11 protein-coding genes are annotated in these 16,048 nt (G+C 71.0%); 2 read left to right on the plus strand and 9 right to left on the minus strand.

The window, feature by feature from the left end; all coding sequences use genetic code 11:
• Nucleotides 1-7: 7 nt before the first annotated feature.
• The 4 genes from ACQUSR_RS28755 to ACQUSR_RS28770 are packed head-to-tail and all read right to left on the minus strand — an operon-like array spanning nt 8 to nt 4,984.
• Nucleotides 8-157, minus strand: a complete 150-nt coding sequence (locus tag ACQUSR_RS28755) for a hypothetical protein (RefSeq protein WP_431045511.1) — start codon at nt 155-157, stop codon at nt 8-10.
• Nucleotides 154-1,986, minus strand: a complete 1,833-nt coding sequence (locus tag ACQUSR_RS28760) for an alpha/beta fold hydrolase (protein WP_431045512.1) — start codon at nt 1,984-1,986, stop codon at nt 154-156. Before ACQUSR_RS28760 ends, ACQUSR_RS28755 begins: the two co-directional genes overlap by 4 nt.
• Nucleotides 1,983-4,757, minus strand: a complete 2,775-nt coding sequence (gene lanL, locus ACQUSR_RS28765) for a class IV lanthionine synthetase LanL (protein ID WP_431045513.1) — start codon at nt 4,755-4,757, stop codon at nt 1,983-1,985. Before lanL ends, ACQUSR_RS28760 begins: the two co-directional genes overlap by 4 nt.
• Complete coding sequence (locus tag ACQUSR_RS28770; RefSeq protein WP_431045514.1) at nt 4,754-4,984, minus strand: hypothetical protein; 231 nt, start codon at nt 4,982-4,984, stop codon at nt 4,754-4,756. Before ACQUSR_RS28770 ends, lanL begins: the two co-directional genes overlap by 4 nt.
• 35 nt (nt 4,985-5,019) lie before the next feature.
• On the opposite strand from ACQUSR_RS28770, the gene ACQUSR_RS28775 reads away from it, so the two are divergent.
• Nucleotides 5,020-8,055, plus strand: coding sequence for an ATP-binding protein (locus tag ACQUSR_RS28775; RefSeq protein ID WP_431045515.1), 3,036 nt, complete (start codon nt 5,020-5,022; stop codon nt 8,053-8,055).
• 39 nt (nt 8,056-8,094) lie between these two features.
• Here the strand turns inward: ACQUSR_RS28775 and ACQUSR_RS28780 are convergent, their stop codons facing one another.
• The 3 genes from ACQUSR_RS28780 to ACQUSR_RS28790 form a co-directional block, all read right to left on the minus strand.
• Complete coding sequence (locus tag ACQUSR_RS28780) at nt 8,095-9,021, minus strand: alpha/beta hydrolase (RefSeq protein ID WP_431045516.1); 927 nt, start codon at nt 9,019-9,021, stop codon at nt 8,095-8,097.
• A 128-nt stretch (nt 9,022-9,149) separates the two neighbouring features.
• Nucleotides 9,150-10,238, minus strand: a complete 1,089-nt coding sequence (locus ACQUSR_RS28785; protein WP_431047905.1) for an ABC transporter substrate-binding protein — start codon at nt 10,236-10,238, stop codon at nt 9,150-9,152.
• A gap of 117 nt (nt 10,239-10,355) precedes the next feature.
• Nucleotides 10,356-13,121, minus strand: a complete 2,766-nt coding sequence (locus tag ACQUSR_RS28790) for a SpoIIE family protein phosphatase (protein WP_431045517.1) — start codon at nt 13,119-13,121, stop codon at nt 10,356-10,358.
• A gap of 179 nt (nt 13,122-13,300) precedes the next feature.
• Here ACQUSR_RS28790 and ACQUSR_RS28795 point away from each other — a divergent pair, with 179 nt between their 5' ends.
• Nucleotides 13,301-14,359 (plus strand): PP2C family protein-serine/threonine phosphatase, encoded by a 1,059-nt coding sequence (locus ACQUSR_RS28795; RefSeq protein WP_431045518.1) that lies wholly within the window; start codon nt 13,301-13,303, stop codon nt 14,357-14,359.
• Between the two features lie 50 nt (nt 14,360-14,409).
• Here the strand turns inward: ACQUSR_RS28795 and ACQUSR_RS28800 are convergent, their stop codons facing one another.
• Together ACQUSR_RS28800 and ACQUSR_RS28805 are read right to left on the minus strand one after the other, a co-directional pair.
• Entirely contained in the window at nt 14,410-14,967 is a 558-nt protein-coding gene (locus ACQUSR_RS28800) for an NADPH-dependent FMN reductase (RefSeq protein ID WP_431045519.1), read from the minus strand.
• Complete coding sequence (locus ACQUSR_RS28805) at nt 14,964-16,037, minus strand: MupA/Atu3671 family FMN-dependent luciferase-like monooxygenase (RefSeq protein ID WP_431045520.1); 1,074 nt, start codon at nt 16,035-16,037, stop codon at nt 14,964-14,966. The genes ACQUSR_RS28800 and ACQUSR_RS28805 overlap by 4 nt, the downstream gene beginning before the upstream one ends.
• Nucleotides 16,038-16,048 lie beyond the last annotated feature (11 nt).

The following is a 16,048-nucleotide window of genomic DNA, read 5'->3' on the forward strand; positions in this document are numbered from 1 at the left end:
GGCGATGTCATCTGATGGCTGTGAACCAGCAGCCGTCGGTGATTGCGCAGAAGCCGCCCGTGCTCCACAGGCAGGTCCAGTTGCAGTCGCCGAGGGCGACGGGGTCGTCGCCGGTGAGCATCTGCAGGGCTTCGATGTCCACTTCCAATCTCGTCACCTCCCTTCTTTCGTCGCTTGTGAGCCGTCGGGACGGACCGCGACGCGTCGGTCGCGGCGTTCATGGGGGCGTGAAGCGAGGAAGCGCACCAGGTCGGCGGTGAGCTCGGCACCGCCCGCTTCGTCGAGCAGGCCGTGCCGGCCGCCGGGCACCTCGAGGTAGCGGAACTCCTCGCCCTCGCACCGGCCCGCGTCCAGCAGCCGCCGTCGCAGCGCCCTGGCGTGTGCGACCGGGATGACGTCGTCTCGCGTGCCGTGCAGGATGAGCAGCGGTGCACGAATGCGGCCGACGAAGCGCAGCAGGTCACGGGGGCCGAGGCCGTCGTCTGCCGTGGGCAGACCGCCCAGGCGCTCCAGCATCGCGCGCACGGGTGCGGAAGCCTGACGGTGCAGCCGAGGTCCGGACACGAACGGTGCCACGACGGCGCACCGCGACCAGAGCCCCGGCTCGACGCCCGCGGCCAGCAAGGCGAGGAACGCCCCGTAACTCGTCCCGTACAGCGCGGGCGCGGCGACGCCGATGCGATGGCGATGCTCGGCCAGCGACCGGGCGAGGTGCGTCACGTCTTCCAGGTCCGGCACGCCCCACGCGCCGCGCAGGACATCGTGGTGCCCGGGGCCGTAGCCGGTGCTGCCCCGCTGATTGGGGGCCACCACCGCGATCCCGGCTGCGGCCAGGCGCTGGAAGAGCGGTGAGAAGTCCAATCTCCAGGCGGACGCCGGGCCGCCGTGCAGCGCGATCACCAACTCCGGGCTGTCGCGCCACGTCGGCCCGCCGTACACCACGGCCTCGATCGGCCCCGCCGGGCCGTCCAGCCACTCCAGGTGCGCAGGTGTCCAGGTCTCCTCGCCGGGGGACGGCGCGGGCCACGCGCACGCCCCTGACTCGCCCAACGTGGCCACGGTCGCCGGCCGGTGGGGCGCGGCGAACAGGAACCGCAGGCCGGTCCCGGTCCACGCACCCGTTCCCGCGATGACGCCCGCGGGAAGCGGGTGTTCGACCACGATGTCGGAGTTCGTGTCGAACACCGCCAGGTGGGAGCGGGCGCCCCGATCGACCTTGAGGGCGAAGCGCTGCCCGGAGGGATCGGCGGCCAGGGGGGACACGCTGCCCTCGATGGCGTTCAGGGCCGCAGGGAAGCGCGGCGGCGAGCTGTACACGTCGGTCACGCCCAGCCGCACGCCGGCGGCCGTCTGGTCGGCCACCAGGATCCGCCGTGATCGGCGGCCGACCAGCAGCGGCCGGCCGCCGGTCGGCCACAGCGGTGTCACGGTGCCACGCGCCAGGTCGGCCATGGCCGCCGCGGGCCGGTCTCCCCGCACGTGGGTGAGGGCCAGTCGGCGGCCTTCGTCGTCCAGCCACAGGCCGCCTCCCAACGTCCCGGGCTGCTCCAGCACCGGCTCCAGGCGTCGTTCTGACGCGGTGAGACGCCATACGGTGCTGCGGCTGCCGGTGTCCGTGATGATGAGGAGTGCGAGGGTCGCGGGGTCCGGGCTGGGCAGCAGCCGCGCGGCGGGGTGGCCGAGACGGGTGATGCGGTGTTCGAGCGCGCCCTGGTCGGTGGGTTCGATCAGCGCCAGCTCGTGCGCGGGTGAGCCGTTGCGCAACACGACCACTCGTCCGTCGCCGGTGGGTACCGGCTGGGTGAGCAGCGTCTCGGTGCTCACCGTGGGCAGGAGGCGACTGCGGCATCCGGCCGGGCCGAACGACCAGGACTCGACGCACAGGGTGCCGTCGTGCCCTGCGGCGAGACCCGCCGCGTACCGGCCGGGTACGTCGAACCGGAAGCTGAAGCGCCGGAGCGGTGTGGGGTAGGTCTGCGGATTCATCGGACAGCGCTCCGGTCGAGTGCGGCAGTCGCCGTGTCGGGCATCCACAGGCGCGGGCCGCCGTGCCGGAGCCGGAGGGCGAAGCCGACGACACCGGACAGGCCGGTGCTGTAGTCCACCGTCACCTCGTGCATCGACTCGTCGGCGACCACCATCCGGCCCTCGCGCAGGGCGTGCCGGGCCACGATGCGGGCGGCCTGCTCCTCTGCCGCGATCCGGTACGCGGGGGAGTCGAGGTGCTCGGCGAGGTCGAGCAGGAGCTCCCCACTTCCCGCCAGCCCGTGGCAGATGACCGGAGCCTGCTGTTCCGGCCCCGCCTGCACGGCGCGGCCGGCGCGTTCCGCCAGTTCGCGGTAGCGCGGCTCGCCGGTGGCCCGCCAGAGCCGGATCAGGAAGGCACCGATTCCGGAGACCCCACTGCACCAGGACAGCGGCAGGCGGGAGGGTCGGCTCTGGCCGAGCTCGGCGGGCCAGCGCACCTCGTCCCCCACCGGGATCGCGGCGTCGGCCAGGGTGCGCCCGGCGGCCCGGGCGAGGCGCAGGTACGCGTCGTTCTCCGTGGCCAGCCCGGCGGCCAGAAGGAATGTGCCGATTCCGGCGACGCCATGCCCGAATCCGTAGTAGGTGGAGCCCGCCATCTGCGAGGCGAAGTCCGCCGGAACGGGCCAGAACACGTGCCCCTCGGTGTGTTCCGCCGCGGCGGCCAGGGAGTCCGCGCAGTCGCGAACCCGCTTGCCGAACTCGGCCTCGCCGGTGGTCTGCCACAGCCGCAGCTGGGCCAGACCCGCGCCGGCCGTGCCATGGCACACATCCGGGTTGGGCCAGTCGACGGGTATGCGGCGGGCCAGCTCCAAGGCCCGGTCGGTCAGAGTCTGATCGCCGAGCAGCAGCCCCGCGTCGTGCAGTGCCCATGCCGTGCCGGACCGGCCGAAGTACAGACCGGGCAGGAGCCGCGGCTCGTCGGGCAGCCGGCGGACGAGCCAGTCGGACGCGTCCCGGACCGCGTCGGCCAGGCGTGGCTCCCGCAGTTGCCGGGCTGCCGTGGTCAGCACCTGGAGCACTCCGGCGGCACCGTGCTGAACGTTGCATGCGTCGGTCGTCGAACCGAACCTGCCTGAGGGCCACAACCGGTTCCTGTCGGCGAGGTCCATCGTGGCCAGGATGTGGCTGATCCCGTCAGCCGCCAGCCGGTTCCCGTCCGCCGGCGGCAGTGCGCGATGCCCTTCGCCGCCTGGGACGGGGACAGGTACGTGGGGCGTGGCGGCCGGCCTCTCCAGGTGGTCGCGGACCTGGTCCAGAGGCCAGCGGCGGGCGGGCTCGTCATCCATCAGCCCGAGGATCAGCGGTGTGAAGGACTGAATGAGTGCGCTCCGTGCCCCCATGGCACCGAGCAGCGTTGCTATGCGCCGCAGACCCGGCCGGCACACCGGGCGATCTTCGGGCAGCACCGGGTCGGAGCCCGAGACCAGGAAGAAGAGCGTCGCACCGAGGGCGTACAGGTCGGAGGTCAGCTCCGGGGCGGGCCCCAGCTCCGGCGCCCCCGTCTGCTCCGGCGAAGCGTAGGCCGGCGTCTGGACCCGGCCGACGATGGTGCCAGGGCGGCTGACGTGCTCCAGATCGATGAGCCGCAGGCCGTCATCGGGCGTGACCATGATGTTGTTGGGGGACAGGTCCCGGAGCAGCAGTCCGCGCTCGTGCACGGCGGCGACGATCTCCACCAGCCGCGACGCCATCGCCGTTGTCCGGCCGTCCGCCTCCTGTCGGCCGCCGGACTCGTCGTGCCGGCCCGCCCAATGCCGCATCGACAGCCCGGGGACCGCCTCCTGGGCCAGGAACAGACTGTTCTGCTGCTCGAACAGGGCGACCTTGCGCGGTGCCAGCCGCAGCGGTTCGAGGATGTCGAGTATTTCGGCCTCGTTCCGCAGGGCGTCGCGCGCGTCGGTGCCGGACAGGCCCGAACCGACGTGGGGACGCGCCTGTTTGATGACGACGTCCTCACCCGTGTGCCGATCGACCGCCCGGAAGACGCCGCCCTTGTTCGAGTGCTGAATCGCCTCCCGTACGACGAACCGGTCAGCGAGCAGGACAGCGGAAGGCCGACGCGGGGCAGCGCTCGCGTGCGGGTCGCCCGTCAGCGGAGAGACCGCCCACGGCGGCGGGGAGAACCAGGGGGTGCGCTCGTCATGGACCAGTTCTCCGCCCGGGCCGACGAGCACCGACTCGTAGCCGCCGTCATTGGTCAGCACCGTCCTGCCCAGGAAGGCCCCGTAGCGGTAGTGGACCAGGCTTCCCGGCCGGTACGGGCGGTCGGACAACACGGCGGGGCCGGGCAACCCCTGTGTCGCACGGTGCAGTTCCTCCGCCAGCAGCCGGAACTGCTCGTCATCACGCGGGTACGCCGTGAGGAACTTCCCGCTGTTGCCCCGCGGGCAGTACGCAGACACCAGGGTGGTCACCTGCTCCAGCGACCTGGCGAACTTGAAGGCGCAACCCGCACGCAGCAATACGGTGGCCGCTCGCTCCAGCACGCAAGGCGCCGCAAGCGGTGTGGCGGAGACGTGCAGTTTCCATCCCTGCGACTGCCAGGGATAGTCGGCCGGCTGAACGTGGCACCAGAAATCGTCCGTTGTGAACGTCCAGTCTGCACGGTCTTCCCGCTGCGCGAGGATTCCGGCAAGCCCCGGCAGGGAAAGGGAATCATTCTTGTGGAAGGACACGATGGCTCCTCGATGCCAGCCGAATTCAGGTGGATTCGTAAGACCGGGTCTCACTGGCCGAGGAGGTTGTCCGCGCGCACACCGATGTCGATGTTGGCGGTGTCCAGAACCGCTCCGCGCCGGTGGCGCACGGCATCGTCGGTGGCCGCGGCGGCCAGGGCGAGCCGGCGGGCCTGCTCCTGCCCGTCGGTCTGGACGATCCAGGTCTGGCTGCCATGGGTCGGATCCGTACCGGAGGTGCCGCGGCGGACGGTGGGAATGGTGACGATCCACTCAGTCATGGGATTTCCCTACTGCGATCATTGTTCGGGGCCACTTGAGCCTGTCAGCCACCGCATTCCTGTGTCCCTACGGTCGCTACCGCAGAAAATTCGCGGTGCGCTGCGACACGGAGCCTTCGGTACCGAAGGACGGAAAGATATTGCAAGATTCAACGGCTGGATTTCGCCATACTGATCAGTTACCGTTGATATTCGGCAGCGGGCACTGGAGTAGATGTGGACGCCAGTTGATCAACGAAGCGATGCGTGATCCGCCTCTGGTCGGACGGACCAGTGAGCTGAGATCGCTCGGTCTCCTGCTGGAGGACGCAGCCCGTGGTGCCGGTTCCACGGTGGCTGTCGAGGGCGAATCCGGGATCGGCAAAACCGCACTCCTCCGGGCGGTCGCCGAACAGGCCCGCGAACAGGGATTCACGGTCGGACGCGTGGCCGGAGCTCCACTGGAGGGAGAATTCGCGTTCGGGGTGGTGCACCAGCTGTTCGAGGCCCTGCTCTCCGAGGCGGATGACGAGGAGCGCCGCGAGCTGCTCGACGGCGCGGGGTTTGCCTCCCGGTTGGTTCTCGATGACCAGGGCCCCGCCATCCCCGACGAGGTGAAGCCCGTATTCGAGATGCTGCACGGCCTCCACCGGCTGCTGATCGCCCTGTCCGACCGAGGCCCCCTGTTCATCGCGGTGGACGACGCCCACCTCGCGGACGCCCCCTCGATGCGGTTCCTCGCCTATACCGCGAGGCGGCTCCGCTCGATGCCCGCGCTCCTCGCGTTCTGTACGACCGAAGGGCAACCGGCGCTCGACGAGGCGTCGCGACATGATCTCGCCCGATCGGCACACCGGATCGAGTTGACCGGGCTGACTCCCGCGGACGCGACCCAACTGCTGCAACGATCCACCAATGCGTTGATCGGGGAGGACTTCGCCGCGGCCTGCCATCAGGCGACGGGTGGAAACCCACTGCTCCTCCACGCGTTGCTGTGGGCGCTGAAGGATCCGGACGGCACACTGCCCGCCGGGATCAGGGTCGAGGACGTGCTGGAGCTGAGCTCACCGAAACTCGCGGAGCATCTACGCCGGAAGCTCCACGCCAGCCCCCAGGCCGAGCAACTCGCCCAGGCCGTCGCGATCCTGGGCGACAACGCGGAATTCCGCCTTGTGTCAGAGCTTCTCGGGACGGACCTCCAGACCACCGCCCGCGCCCTCGACACGCTGGTGCGGCTGAGGATCCTGCGCAACTCCTACCCGCTCGCGTTCACGCATTCCCTGGTGCGCAACACAGTCCTCGACGACATGTCCGTCGGCGCGCGCATCACCGGCCACGCCGAAGCCGCCCGGCTGCTGCACGAAGCACACGCCCCGGACGACCAGATCGCCGCCCACCTGCTCAAGGCCGGGGCCGGCCTGCCCTGGGCGGTCGACACACTGCGGCGAGTGGCCCGGCGCGCGATGGAGCGAGGGGCGCCGGACGTCTCGGCCACCTACCTGCGACACGCCCTCGCCCAGCAGCTCACCACCGGCCAACGCGCCGAGGTGCTGGGCGAGTTGGGTCATGCCGAGTTGGCCTTCGACTCGGCCGCGGGCATCCAGCACCTTCGGGCCGCGTTGGAGGAGACAACAGACCCGCGCGACGCCGCGAACACGGCGCTGAACCTCATTCCCCGCCTCGCCCCGGAATCGACCCACGAGGCCATCGAGACAGCCGATCGAGTCGTGAAGCACCTGTCGGCCGACGACCACGATCTCGCCTGGCGCCTGCGCTGTATGGCCGTCGTGGCCGCCTACACCGACCTGGCCACCGTGGCGGAAGCCCGCGTCCGCCGCGACGAGTTGTGCGCGGACGTCCCCGACAACCCGCAGCTGCAACGCGCACGGCTGACCTTCCTTGCCGCCCGCGAGATGCTGGGGGGCGGATCATGCAAAGATGCCGTGCGCTACGCCCGGGAAGCGCTCGCGAACCCGGATCTGACCGTGTTCGAACGCCCCTCCTTCATGGCGCTGATCGTCCTGATCCGCGCCGACGAACTCGATCGCGTCGAAGAGGTGTGCCGCAGTGCCGAGCGGGAAGCGCACGCCAGCGGCTACCTACGGCCCACTGCGATAGCCCTGTTGGTGCGCGGACTGGTCACCTCGTTCGCCGGGCGGTATCCGCAGGCGGCCGATCTTCTCCAGTCCTCCCTCGACCTGTTCGACGAGTGGGACACCTCGCACAACGACCGCGAAGCGCTGCGCTGCGCCGCCGCGCTCGTCGAGGCGCTCACCGTCTGCGGCAGGTTCGACGAGGCGCGGGAAGTCCTCTCACGGCGAGATCTGTGGGGTGACATCCCGACGTTGTTCCCGCAGAACTTCGTACTCGTCGCTCGGGGCAATCTACGGGTGCACACCGGCGACCTCGAGGCCGGACTGCACGACCTGCTGGAGTGCGGTCGCCGGATGACCGCCTGGCGCGTGACCAATCCCGTGGTGTTCCCCTGGCGGTCGGCGGCGGCGCAGGCACACCTGGCACTCGGGCAACCTGAGCAGGCCCGGGTGCTCGCCGAGAGCGAGCTGGAGGCGGCGCGGCGCTGGGGAACCGGGCGCGCCATCGGGACCGCGTCGCGGGTACTGGCCATGACGTGCCATGACACCGAGGCGCGCGGGCTCCTGTCCGACGCTGTCGTCGCACTGCGGAACTCACCGGCCACCTACCAACTGGCGCTGTCCCTGATCGAGCTCGCCGCCATGGACCGACAAAACCGTGATCCCGAGGCGGCGCGGGCGCACCTCCTGGAGGCCACCGAACTGGTGTGGGAGTGCGGCGCGGAGCCGCTGGTCCAGCACCTGCACCGAGAGCGGATCGCCGCCGGGCTCGACCGGCCGAGGACAAGGGGTGTGGGGGAGCGCCTGACCGAGCGTGAAGGGCGGATCGCGACGCTGGCGGCACAGGGACTGACGAACAAGCAGCTGGCCAATGTGCTCTCCGTAGGCACGCGGACCATCGAGTTCCACCTCACCAGCGTGTACCGCAAGCTCGGTATCGATGGCCGATCCCGGCTGGCCGAAGCCCTGCGGCGCCATGGTCACGGACTTCAGCCGTGACCAAGAACCGCCAGCGGCAGGTGATCCGGGCTGGAGACGTCAGATGCGCAGCAGCGCGCCGAGCTCGGTGTACATCTCGGTTGCCGCGGCGTTCACCGCGGTGGAGTGCGTGTCGTAGTTGAGGAAGCCGTGGATCAGCCCGGGATAGGTGTGTTTGCTGACCGGGACGCCGGCGGCGGCCAGGGCGTCGGCGTAGGCCAGGCCCTCGTCGCGCAGCGGGTCGAGCTCGCCGCAGCCGATGACCGCGGGGGCCAGTCGCTGGTGGCTGTCGGCGAGCAGCGGGGAGGCCGGGGCGCGGGTGCCGGCGGCCAGATCATCGGCGAGGTAGAGGTGGATGTCGTTCTCGCACTCGGCTGTGGCCAGCAGGTAGCCGGTGGCGCACTCGGTACGGGATGGGTAGTCGGGGTCGATCCGCAGGTCTGTGGCGGGGTAGGCGAGCATCTGCGCTGCCAGCGGGCGGCCCTCGTCCCGGAAGGCCAGGGCCACCCCGGCGGCCAGGTTCCCTCCGGCGCTGTCCCCTGCGACCGCGAGCGGTCCGCCGCCGAAGTCGGCGATGTGGTCGCTGAGGTGGCGGGCCACGGCGAGGCAGTCGTCGTAGGCGGCGGGGAACGGGTGCTCGGGGGCGAGCCGGTAGGCGGGGCTGACCACCACCGCGCCCAGGTCCCGGCACAGGCGGCGGCAGACCCCGTCATGGGTGTCGAGATCGCCGACGACGAAGCCTCCCCCGTGGATGAACACGATCGCCGGCGCCGTCCCCGCGCCCTGGGGCCGGTAGACCCGCACCGGTACCCCGGCCAGGGTGCTGTCGTCCAGCGAACCGACCGCGATGGGCGGCTGCGGCGCGACGGCCAGCGACAGCGTCCTGTTGCCCGCGCGCATCTCCTCGACGGTCGGCGGGGTGGCGGGCGGCGGCCCGTCCACCCCGAACTGCTTCAGCAGCGCGGAGATCTCGGGGTCGATGGGCATCAGCGCATCCCCTTCCGGCCAGGGGCACCCAGCACGCAAGGAACGACGGTCTGGTACCCCCAACGTAGGCAGACCTGGAACGCCGGTCCCGCCGGCGGGGCCATTCGGGTGATATCAGGGGTGGGCCGTCAGCCTGATATGGCCGGGGCCCAGCCCCGGGCGATCTTCGCCTTCGCCTTCGCCGACTGCGCCTCGGTCGGGAACTCCGGCGTGCCCTCGACCGTCGGCAGCCTCGCGGCGGCGGCCTCGTCAAGGGTGCCGTCCTCCTCCATGGCGTCCAGCAGGACCGGGCGGGCGTAGCCCTCGAGCCGGAGGTTCTGGCCCTCCGTGCTGAAGAGGTACTCCTGCCACAGGCGCGCGGCGGCGGGGTGCGGGGCGTCCTTGTTGATCGCCATCGCGTAGTACTGGCCGAAGCTGCCGTCGAAGGGGATGGCGACCTTCCAGTCCACGCCCTCGCTGCGGAACTCGTCGGCGTAGCCGAGGTTGACGAAGTCCCAGTCGATGCTGATGGGCGTGTCGCCGTTCGTGATGGCGGCCGGGGTGGACTCGACGGGGTTGAAGTTGCCGATCCTCTTGAGGTTGGCGAAGAAGTCGATGCCGGGCTGGACGTCGTCGAAAGACCCCTTGTTGGCCAGGGCCGCCGCATACACGCCGGCGAAAGCGGCGCCGGCCTGGGTGGGGTCGCCGTTGAGCGCGACCGCGCCCTTGTACTCGGGCTTCACCAGATCGGCGAAGGTCTGGGGACAGGTCTTGATGCGCCTGGCGTCGCAGCCGATGGAGATGTAGCCGCCATAGCCGTTGTACCAGCGGGCTTCGAGGTCCTTCTGATTCTTGGGGATCGAGCCGTACGCGGCGACCTTGTAGGGAGCGAGCAGATTCTGCCGGGCCGCGTCCTGTGCGAAGGTGTCACCGACGTCGATCACGTCGGGAGCGCTTGCCCGACCCCGGTTCCGCTTGATGGCGTCGATCTCGCTTTGGCTGGAGCCCTGCGGATTCTCGACCCTGACGTCGATCCCGTACTTCCTCTCGAAGCCGTCCAGCAGGGCGCCGTAGCTGGCCCAGTCGCGCGGCAGCGCGATCGCGTTGAGCGTCCCCTCGTCCTTCGCCGCGGCGACCAGTGCCTCCATGCCACCCACGCGCTCGGCGGAGGTGGCCACCGACGGCTTCTGGGGCGTTGCGGTGGGTGTGTCGCCGCAGGCGCTCAAGGCCAGTGCCATGAGGGCGAGGCAACCGGAGACGACCCCTGCTCGGGCACGAGGTGCGGTCACGATGTGTCTCCTTGGTCCACCGCGTCGGCGAAGCGGTCACCGAGGCCAGAGTACCCAGTACGACGTTCACCACGCGGTGTCGTCCCAGAGGCCGGGGGCGATCTCGCCGAGGTCCTCGCCGGCCGAGGTGGCGCCGTCGTGGAGGGCTTGTTCGGCCCAGATGATCTTGCCGGTCGGGGTGAAGCGGGTGCCCCAGCGCTGGGCGAACTGGGTGACCAGGAACAGTCCGCGGCCACCCTCGTCGGTGATCTTGGCCCGGCGCAGGCGGGGGGAGGTGCTGCTGCCGTCGGAGACCTCGCAGATGAGGGTGCCCGCGGCGGAGCCGCTGATGGGCGCTGTGCGCAGCAGCCGCACGGTGACGGGCTCGGTGCCGTAGCGGATGGCGTTGGTGATCAGCTCGCTGAGGATGAGCTCGGTGGCGAAGGCGATCTGCTCCAGACCCCAGTCCGTCAGCCGCCGGACGCAGGCGGAGCGGACCGAGGCCACCGCCGCCGGGTCGTAGGGCACGTCCCACTCGGCGATCTGCGCGCGGCCCAGCCGACGGGTCCGGGCCACCAGCAGCGCGATGTCGTCGCGGGGCCGGGCGGGAAGCATCGCCTCGATCACCGCGGCGCAGGTTGCCTCCGGGGTGCGGTCAGGCCCTGCGAGGGCACCGCGCAGGGCCTCCAGGCCGTCGTCCACGTCGCGGTCGCGGTCCTCGACGAGCCCGTCGGTGTAGAGCACCAGCCGGGAGCCCTCGGGCAGGGTCAGCTCGGTGCTTTCGAAGGGCAGGCCGGCGCCCACGCCCAGCGGCGGGGAGACCGGCATCTCGGGGAAGGCCACGGTTCCGTCGGGATGGACCACAGCGGGCCCCGGATGGCCGGCGGTGGCGGCGGCCACCTGCCCGGAGACGGGGTCGTAGATCGCGTACAGGCACGTGGCCCCGGTGATCCCCTGCCAGTCCTCCTCGGCGGCGGTTTCCTCGGTGTCGATGTGGGTCACCAGTTCATCCACATTGCTCAGCAGTTCGTCAGGAGGCAGGTCCAGGGTGGAGAAGTTGTGCACGGCGGTGCGCAGCCGGCCCATGGTGGCCGCGGCGCGCAAGCCGTGGCCGACGACGTCGCCGACCACCAGGGCGACCCGGGCACCGGACAGCGGGATGAGGTCGAACCAGTCGCCGCCCACCCCGGCCTTCGCCGGCAGGTAGCGGTGAGCGACGTCGAGCGCGGTCTGCTCGGGCAGCTCGCGGGGCAACAGGCTGCGCTGCAGCGTGACAGCCATGGCGTGCTCGCGGGTGTAGCGGCGGGCATTGTCGATGCATACCGCCGCCCGAGCGGCCAGCTCCTCGGCGAAGGACACATCCTCCTCTTCGAACGGTGGAGAGGCGCCCGCCCGCCAGAAGTCCGCCATTCCCAGCACCATCCCCCGGGCCCGCAGCGGCACGGCGACCAGGGAGTGGATGCCCTGGTCCAGCACCCGCCGGGCCCGTTCCGGGTCCTGGGCCCGCCAGCCGTCGGAGGCGCTCAGATCGGCCTCCAGGACCGCGCGGCCGTCGGTCACCCCGGTGGCGATGGGGTTGGTGGGAGCGAACCGGATCAGTTCACCGACGGGGTAGAGGGGAAGGCCGCCGTCCAGGCCGACAACCGCGGTGCGGCGCATCTCGGTGCTCGCGCCGGGCGGTTCCTCACCGCGCAGAACCGGGTCCAGCAACTCGACGGTGACGACGTCGGCGAACTGGGGGACCGCCACCTCCGCCAGTTCCTCGCACGTGCGCGTCACATCCAGGGTGGTCCCGACCCGCACCCCGGCGTCGTAGAGCAGCTTCAAGCGCTCACGGGCTATCTCGGCCCTGCCGGAGAGCGCCTGCAGCTCGGTGGTGTCACGCAGCGTCACCACGCTGCTGGGCGGCCCGTGGGGGGCGGTGAGCCGCTTGCTGACGGCCAGCAGCCGGTCACCCGCCAGGAGTACTTCGTCGGTGGCCGTGCGATCCGAGGCCAGCAGCTCGGCGACGGCCGCCTCCAGGCCCAGGTCGGTGACGTGGCGCCGCTCCGCGTCCTGCGGCAGGTCCAGCAGCCGCCGGGCCTCGTCATTGGCCAGCAGCAGCCGGCCGTCGCCCCCGATGATCAGCACGCCCTCCCGGACCGCGTGCAGAACCGCGTCGTGGTGCTCGTACATTCGGGTCATCTCGGCCGGGCCCAGGCCATGCGTCTGCCGCCGCAGCCGCCGGCTCACCAGCCCCGCCCCGCCCGCGGCGAGCGCGAGAGCGCCGCCCGCGCTCCCGAACAGCACCGGCAGCTGCTGGTTCACCCTGTCCTGGACCTTCTCGACCGTGACCGGGACCGCGACGAGGGCGGCAACCGAGCCGTCGGCGTTCTTGACGGGGACCACCGAGACCACGGAGAGACCCAGCGTCCCCTCGAAGGTCCTCGTGAACGCCTGGCCGGCCGCTGCCTCCGCGAAGGGGCCGATGACGCGTTTCCCGATCTGCCGCGGGTCACTGTGGGTGAGCGTGATCCCGTCGCGCCGGTACACGATGATCGCGTCGACGCCGGAGCCTTTCCGTGCCGCCTCGGCGTGTGGCTGCAGGACCGCGGTCGGGTCGGAGCTGTCCAGTGCCGTCAGCATTCCCGGAGAGTTCGCGAACGTCTGGGCGGCGGCAAGCGTCCGGTGCCCGGCCTCGGCCTTGCTCTGGCTCCGCGCCTGTACGACCAGAGCCGTCACAGTGGCGGCGACGAGCAGCACCACGACGACCAGATGCAGGAGGAACACCTCGCCGGCGAGGCTGCGCACGCTCAGCAGGGAGCGCAGGCGCCGCGGCGCGCTGCGCCAGGTCCGACCCGAAAGGCTACGCATAACCTATTTCTATCGCTTTCGGGTGTTTGATCATGGCGTGATCGGAGGAGTACCGGCTCCCGGGCGCCGTCGAGGCGCCATGTCCGCTGTGCGTGGATATCCTGCGAAGTGTGATCACGCCTGGACGGCTGCGCCTCCGTCGTCGCGACGGCCGGGGGCCACTTACTCTGCTGTCTCCGGTGGTCCTGACCATCGTCATCGCCAGCCTGGCGTACGCCACTCCCCCGGAAGTGGCCTTCAGCCGGCTCCTGCCCGCGGCGCCGGCCCTCGCGGCCGCCATGTGGCCCGTGCTCCCCACCGTCCTGCTGGGGACGGTCTGCCTTCTTCTCATGATCGGCCTCGGCATCGTCTTCCCCGGCCTGGGGACGTGGTGGACGGCGGGCGGGATCGTCGCCGTCACCGTGGCGGCCGCGTATGGAAGCCATGTCCGGCTCCAGCGGGAGCAGACCCTGTTCCAGGTCCGGCTCGTCGCCGACGCGGCGCAGCAGGTGGTCCTGAGCCCGATGCCGCGCCGCTTCGGGGACGTCGAGATCGAGGCGCTGTATCTCGCGGCCGCCGCGGAGGCCAGCATCGGCGGCGACTTCTACGAGGTGGTCGACACGAAGTACGGGGTCCGGCTGCTCATCGGGGATGTGCGGGGCAAGGGTCTGCCGGCGGTGGGCTCGGCCGCGGCGATGGTCAACTCCTTCCGGGAGGCCGCCTACGACGAGGCCGACCTGGTCAACATCGCGCGTCGCCTGGAGGCCAGCAGTAACCGTTACAACGCCGCCTTTCCCCCCGAGGGCATGATGGAGCGCTTCGCCACCGCCCTGCTCGTCGAGATCCCCCACGGGGGCGGCAGTATCGGAATCCTCAACTGCGGACATCCTCCGCCGCTGCTCCTGAACCGCGGGGAACTGCGCGCCCTGGAGCCCACCGCTCCCTCGCCGCTTCTCAACCTCGCGGAGCTGATCGGCGATCACTACAGCATCGACACCTTCGGCTTCGCCTCCGGCGACCTGCTGCTCCTCTACACCGACGGTGTCGCCGAGGCCCGCGACCGCGACGGCGAGTTCTTCCCGGTGGCGGCCTGGTTGCGCCGGCAGACCCCGGGGCGACCCCGCGAACTGCTCAACACTCTTCACCATGACCTCCTCCAATACAGCAGAGGACGCCTCGACGACGACATCGCCGCCCTCGCCGTGCGCTTGTGCGCCTCTGAGGAGCCGCCTGACGGTCAGCGGGATCAGCCCGCTTAGCCCGCCCGGGGCCACCGGTCATCATGCAGAGGGAAAGCTGTTTCGGCAGGTCAGACCAGTGTCGCGGACGTGGCCCGAAACGCCCGGACGAGCTGGGCCAGTTCGGCCAGTCCGGTGTCGATCCGGGTCAGCAGCGCGCTGTCCGGCGCGGACCGCACCAGCTCCGACCGCTCGGCGACGATCTGCGTCGGAGCCGACCAGCCGCCCAGCGCGCGTACGACGCAGCGCAAATGGTCGCAGGCGGTGGCGCCGTTGCGGAGGCCGGCCGCGGTGGAGGCGAGCAGCACCGGCTTGCCGCTCAGGGCGGTGGGCGGCAGGTGGTCCAGGGTGTTCTTCAGCGCCCCCGACATGCTGCCGTGCTGCACAGGGGTGGCCAGAACGACCGCGTCCGCGTCCGCCGTCTCCTTCAGCAGGCGGCGGACGCGCGGGTCTTCGAAGAGCTCGCCGGAGACGTACGCCTCGGGCGTCAGGACGGGCAGCGCGAGCAGGGAGCGGTCGAGGTCGTGGGCGTCGAACCCGGCGCCCTCCGCCCGGTCCCGGATCAGAGCGCTGAGCCGGTGGCACCCGGAGACGGCGGCGGTGGTACCGGAGACGAGACACAGTTTCATCGGGCACTCCGCACGGTGCGCTGCCGCTCCGCCCAGGCGGAGCGCAGCCGGCCGAGGTGCTCCAGTCCGGCCAGCACCTCGTCGGTCCCGACCCCGAAGTCGATCAGGCAGGCGACCTCGTCCACGCCGACGGCGTCGAGCCGCTCCAGCAGGGGCAGGGCGTCCTCCACCGTGCCGAACAGCCCCCCGGTGCCGAAGTAGCGCTCAAAGGAGCGTTCGACGAGGAACTCCCTGTCGTCGGCGTCGAGGTCCTCCGGATCGACCCCCGGCAGGATGTCGCCGGCCGCCTTCATGATCAGGCCGAGCGAACTGCGGAGGTAGTCGGTGAACGGGCCCCGGACCGTCTCGCGGACGGTCTCCCTGTTCGTACCGAGGAACGTGTGCAGCATCAGGGTCACCGTGCCCGCCGCGGGGTTCGCGGCGTTCTCCCGCGGAAGATGCGCCCGATACTCGGCGATCTTCTTCTCCAGGTCGGGCAGCTCCTGCCCGAGGAGATGCGTGAGCAGGCCGTACCCCTGCCGGCCGGCCTGCCGGAAGGTCTCCGGGCTCCCGGCGCTGGTGACCCAGACCGGAAGGCGGGGCTGGAGGGGAGTGGGGAAGGTGCGGACGTCGACCGGTGCGTGCTCTCCGTCAGGCAGCCGCACGCTGTCTCCCCGCCACAGCCGCTCGACGGTTTCGATGGTCTCCATGAGGATCCGCCGGCGGTCGGCGTACGCGTCCGGGCGCAGGGTGAAGTCGCGGGCGTGCCAGCCGGAGGCGAAGGAGAGGCCGACCCGGCCGCCGGAGAGGTTGTCCACGACCGACCACTCCTCCGCCAGCCGCAGGGGGTGGTGCAGCGGGCCGACCACGCTTCCCGCGCGGATGCCGACATGCTCGGTGACCGCGGCCACGGCGGCGCCGGTCACGGCCGGATTGGGGTACGGGCCGCCGAACTCGTGGAAGTGCCGTTCCGGCGTCCACACGGCGCTGAACCCGTTCCGGTCGGCGAATCTCGCGCCGTCCAGCAGCAGGCGGTAGCCGTCGGTGCCGGTCGCCTGGCCGGCCGCGAAGTAGAACAGACTGAAGTCCATCGGTGCCCCTC

Origin of the sequence: Streptomyces sp. P1-3, assembly GCF_050613155.1 — a bacterium.
GTDB lineage: Bacteria > Actinomycetota > Actinomycetes > Streptomycetales > Streptomycetaceae > Streptomyces.

What these genes read in the sequence shown, in the direction of transcription:
- ACQUSR_RS28760 (WP_431045512.1), bottom strand. Translation starts at nt 1,986, where the DNA reads ATGAATCCGCAGACCTACCCCACACCGCTCCGGCGCTTCAGCTTCCGG.
- ACQUSR_RS28770 (WP_431045514.1), bottom strand. Translation starts at nt 4,984, where the DNA reads ATGACTGAGTGGATCGTCACCATTCCCACCGTCCGCCGCGGCACCTCC.
- ACQUSR_RS28780 (WP_431045516.1), bottom strand. Translation starts at nt 9,021, where the DNA reads ATGCCCATCGACCCCGAGATCTCCGCGCTGCTGAAGCAGTTCGGGGTG.
- ACQUSR_RS28785 (WP_431047905.1), bottom strand. Translation starts at nt 10,238, where the DNA reads ATGGCACTGGCCTTGAGCGCCTGCGGCGACACACCCACCGCAACGCCC.
- ACQUSR_RS28790 (WP_431045517.1), bottom strand. Translation starts at nt 13,121, where the DNA reads ATGCGTAGCCTTTCGGGTCGGACCTGGCGCAGCGCGCCGCGGCGCCTG.
- ACQUSR_RS28800 (WP_431045519.1), bottom strand. Translation starts at nt 14,967, where the DNA reads ATGAAACTGTGTCTCGTCTCCGGTACCACCGCCGCCGTCTCCGGGTGC.
- ACQUSR_RS28805 (WP_431045520.1), bottom strand. Translation starts at nt 16,037, where the DNA reads ATGGACTTCAGTCTGTTCTACTTCGCGGCCGGCCAGGCGACCGGCACC.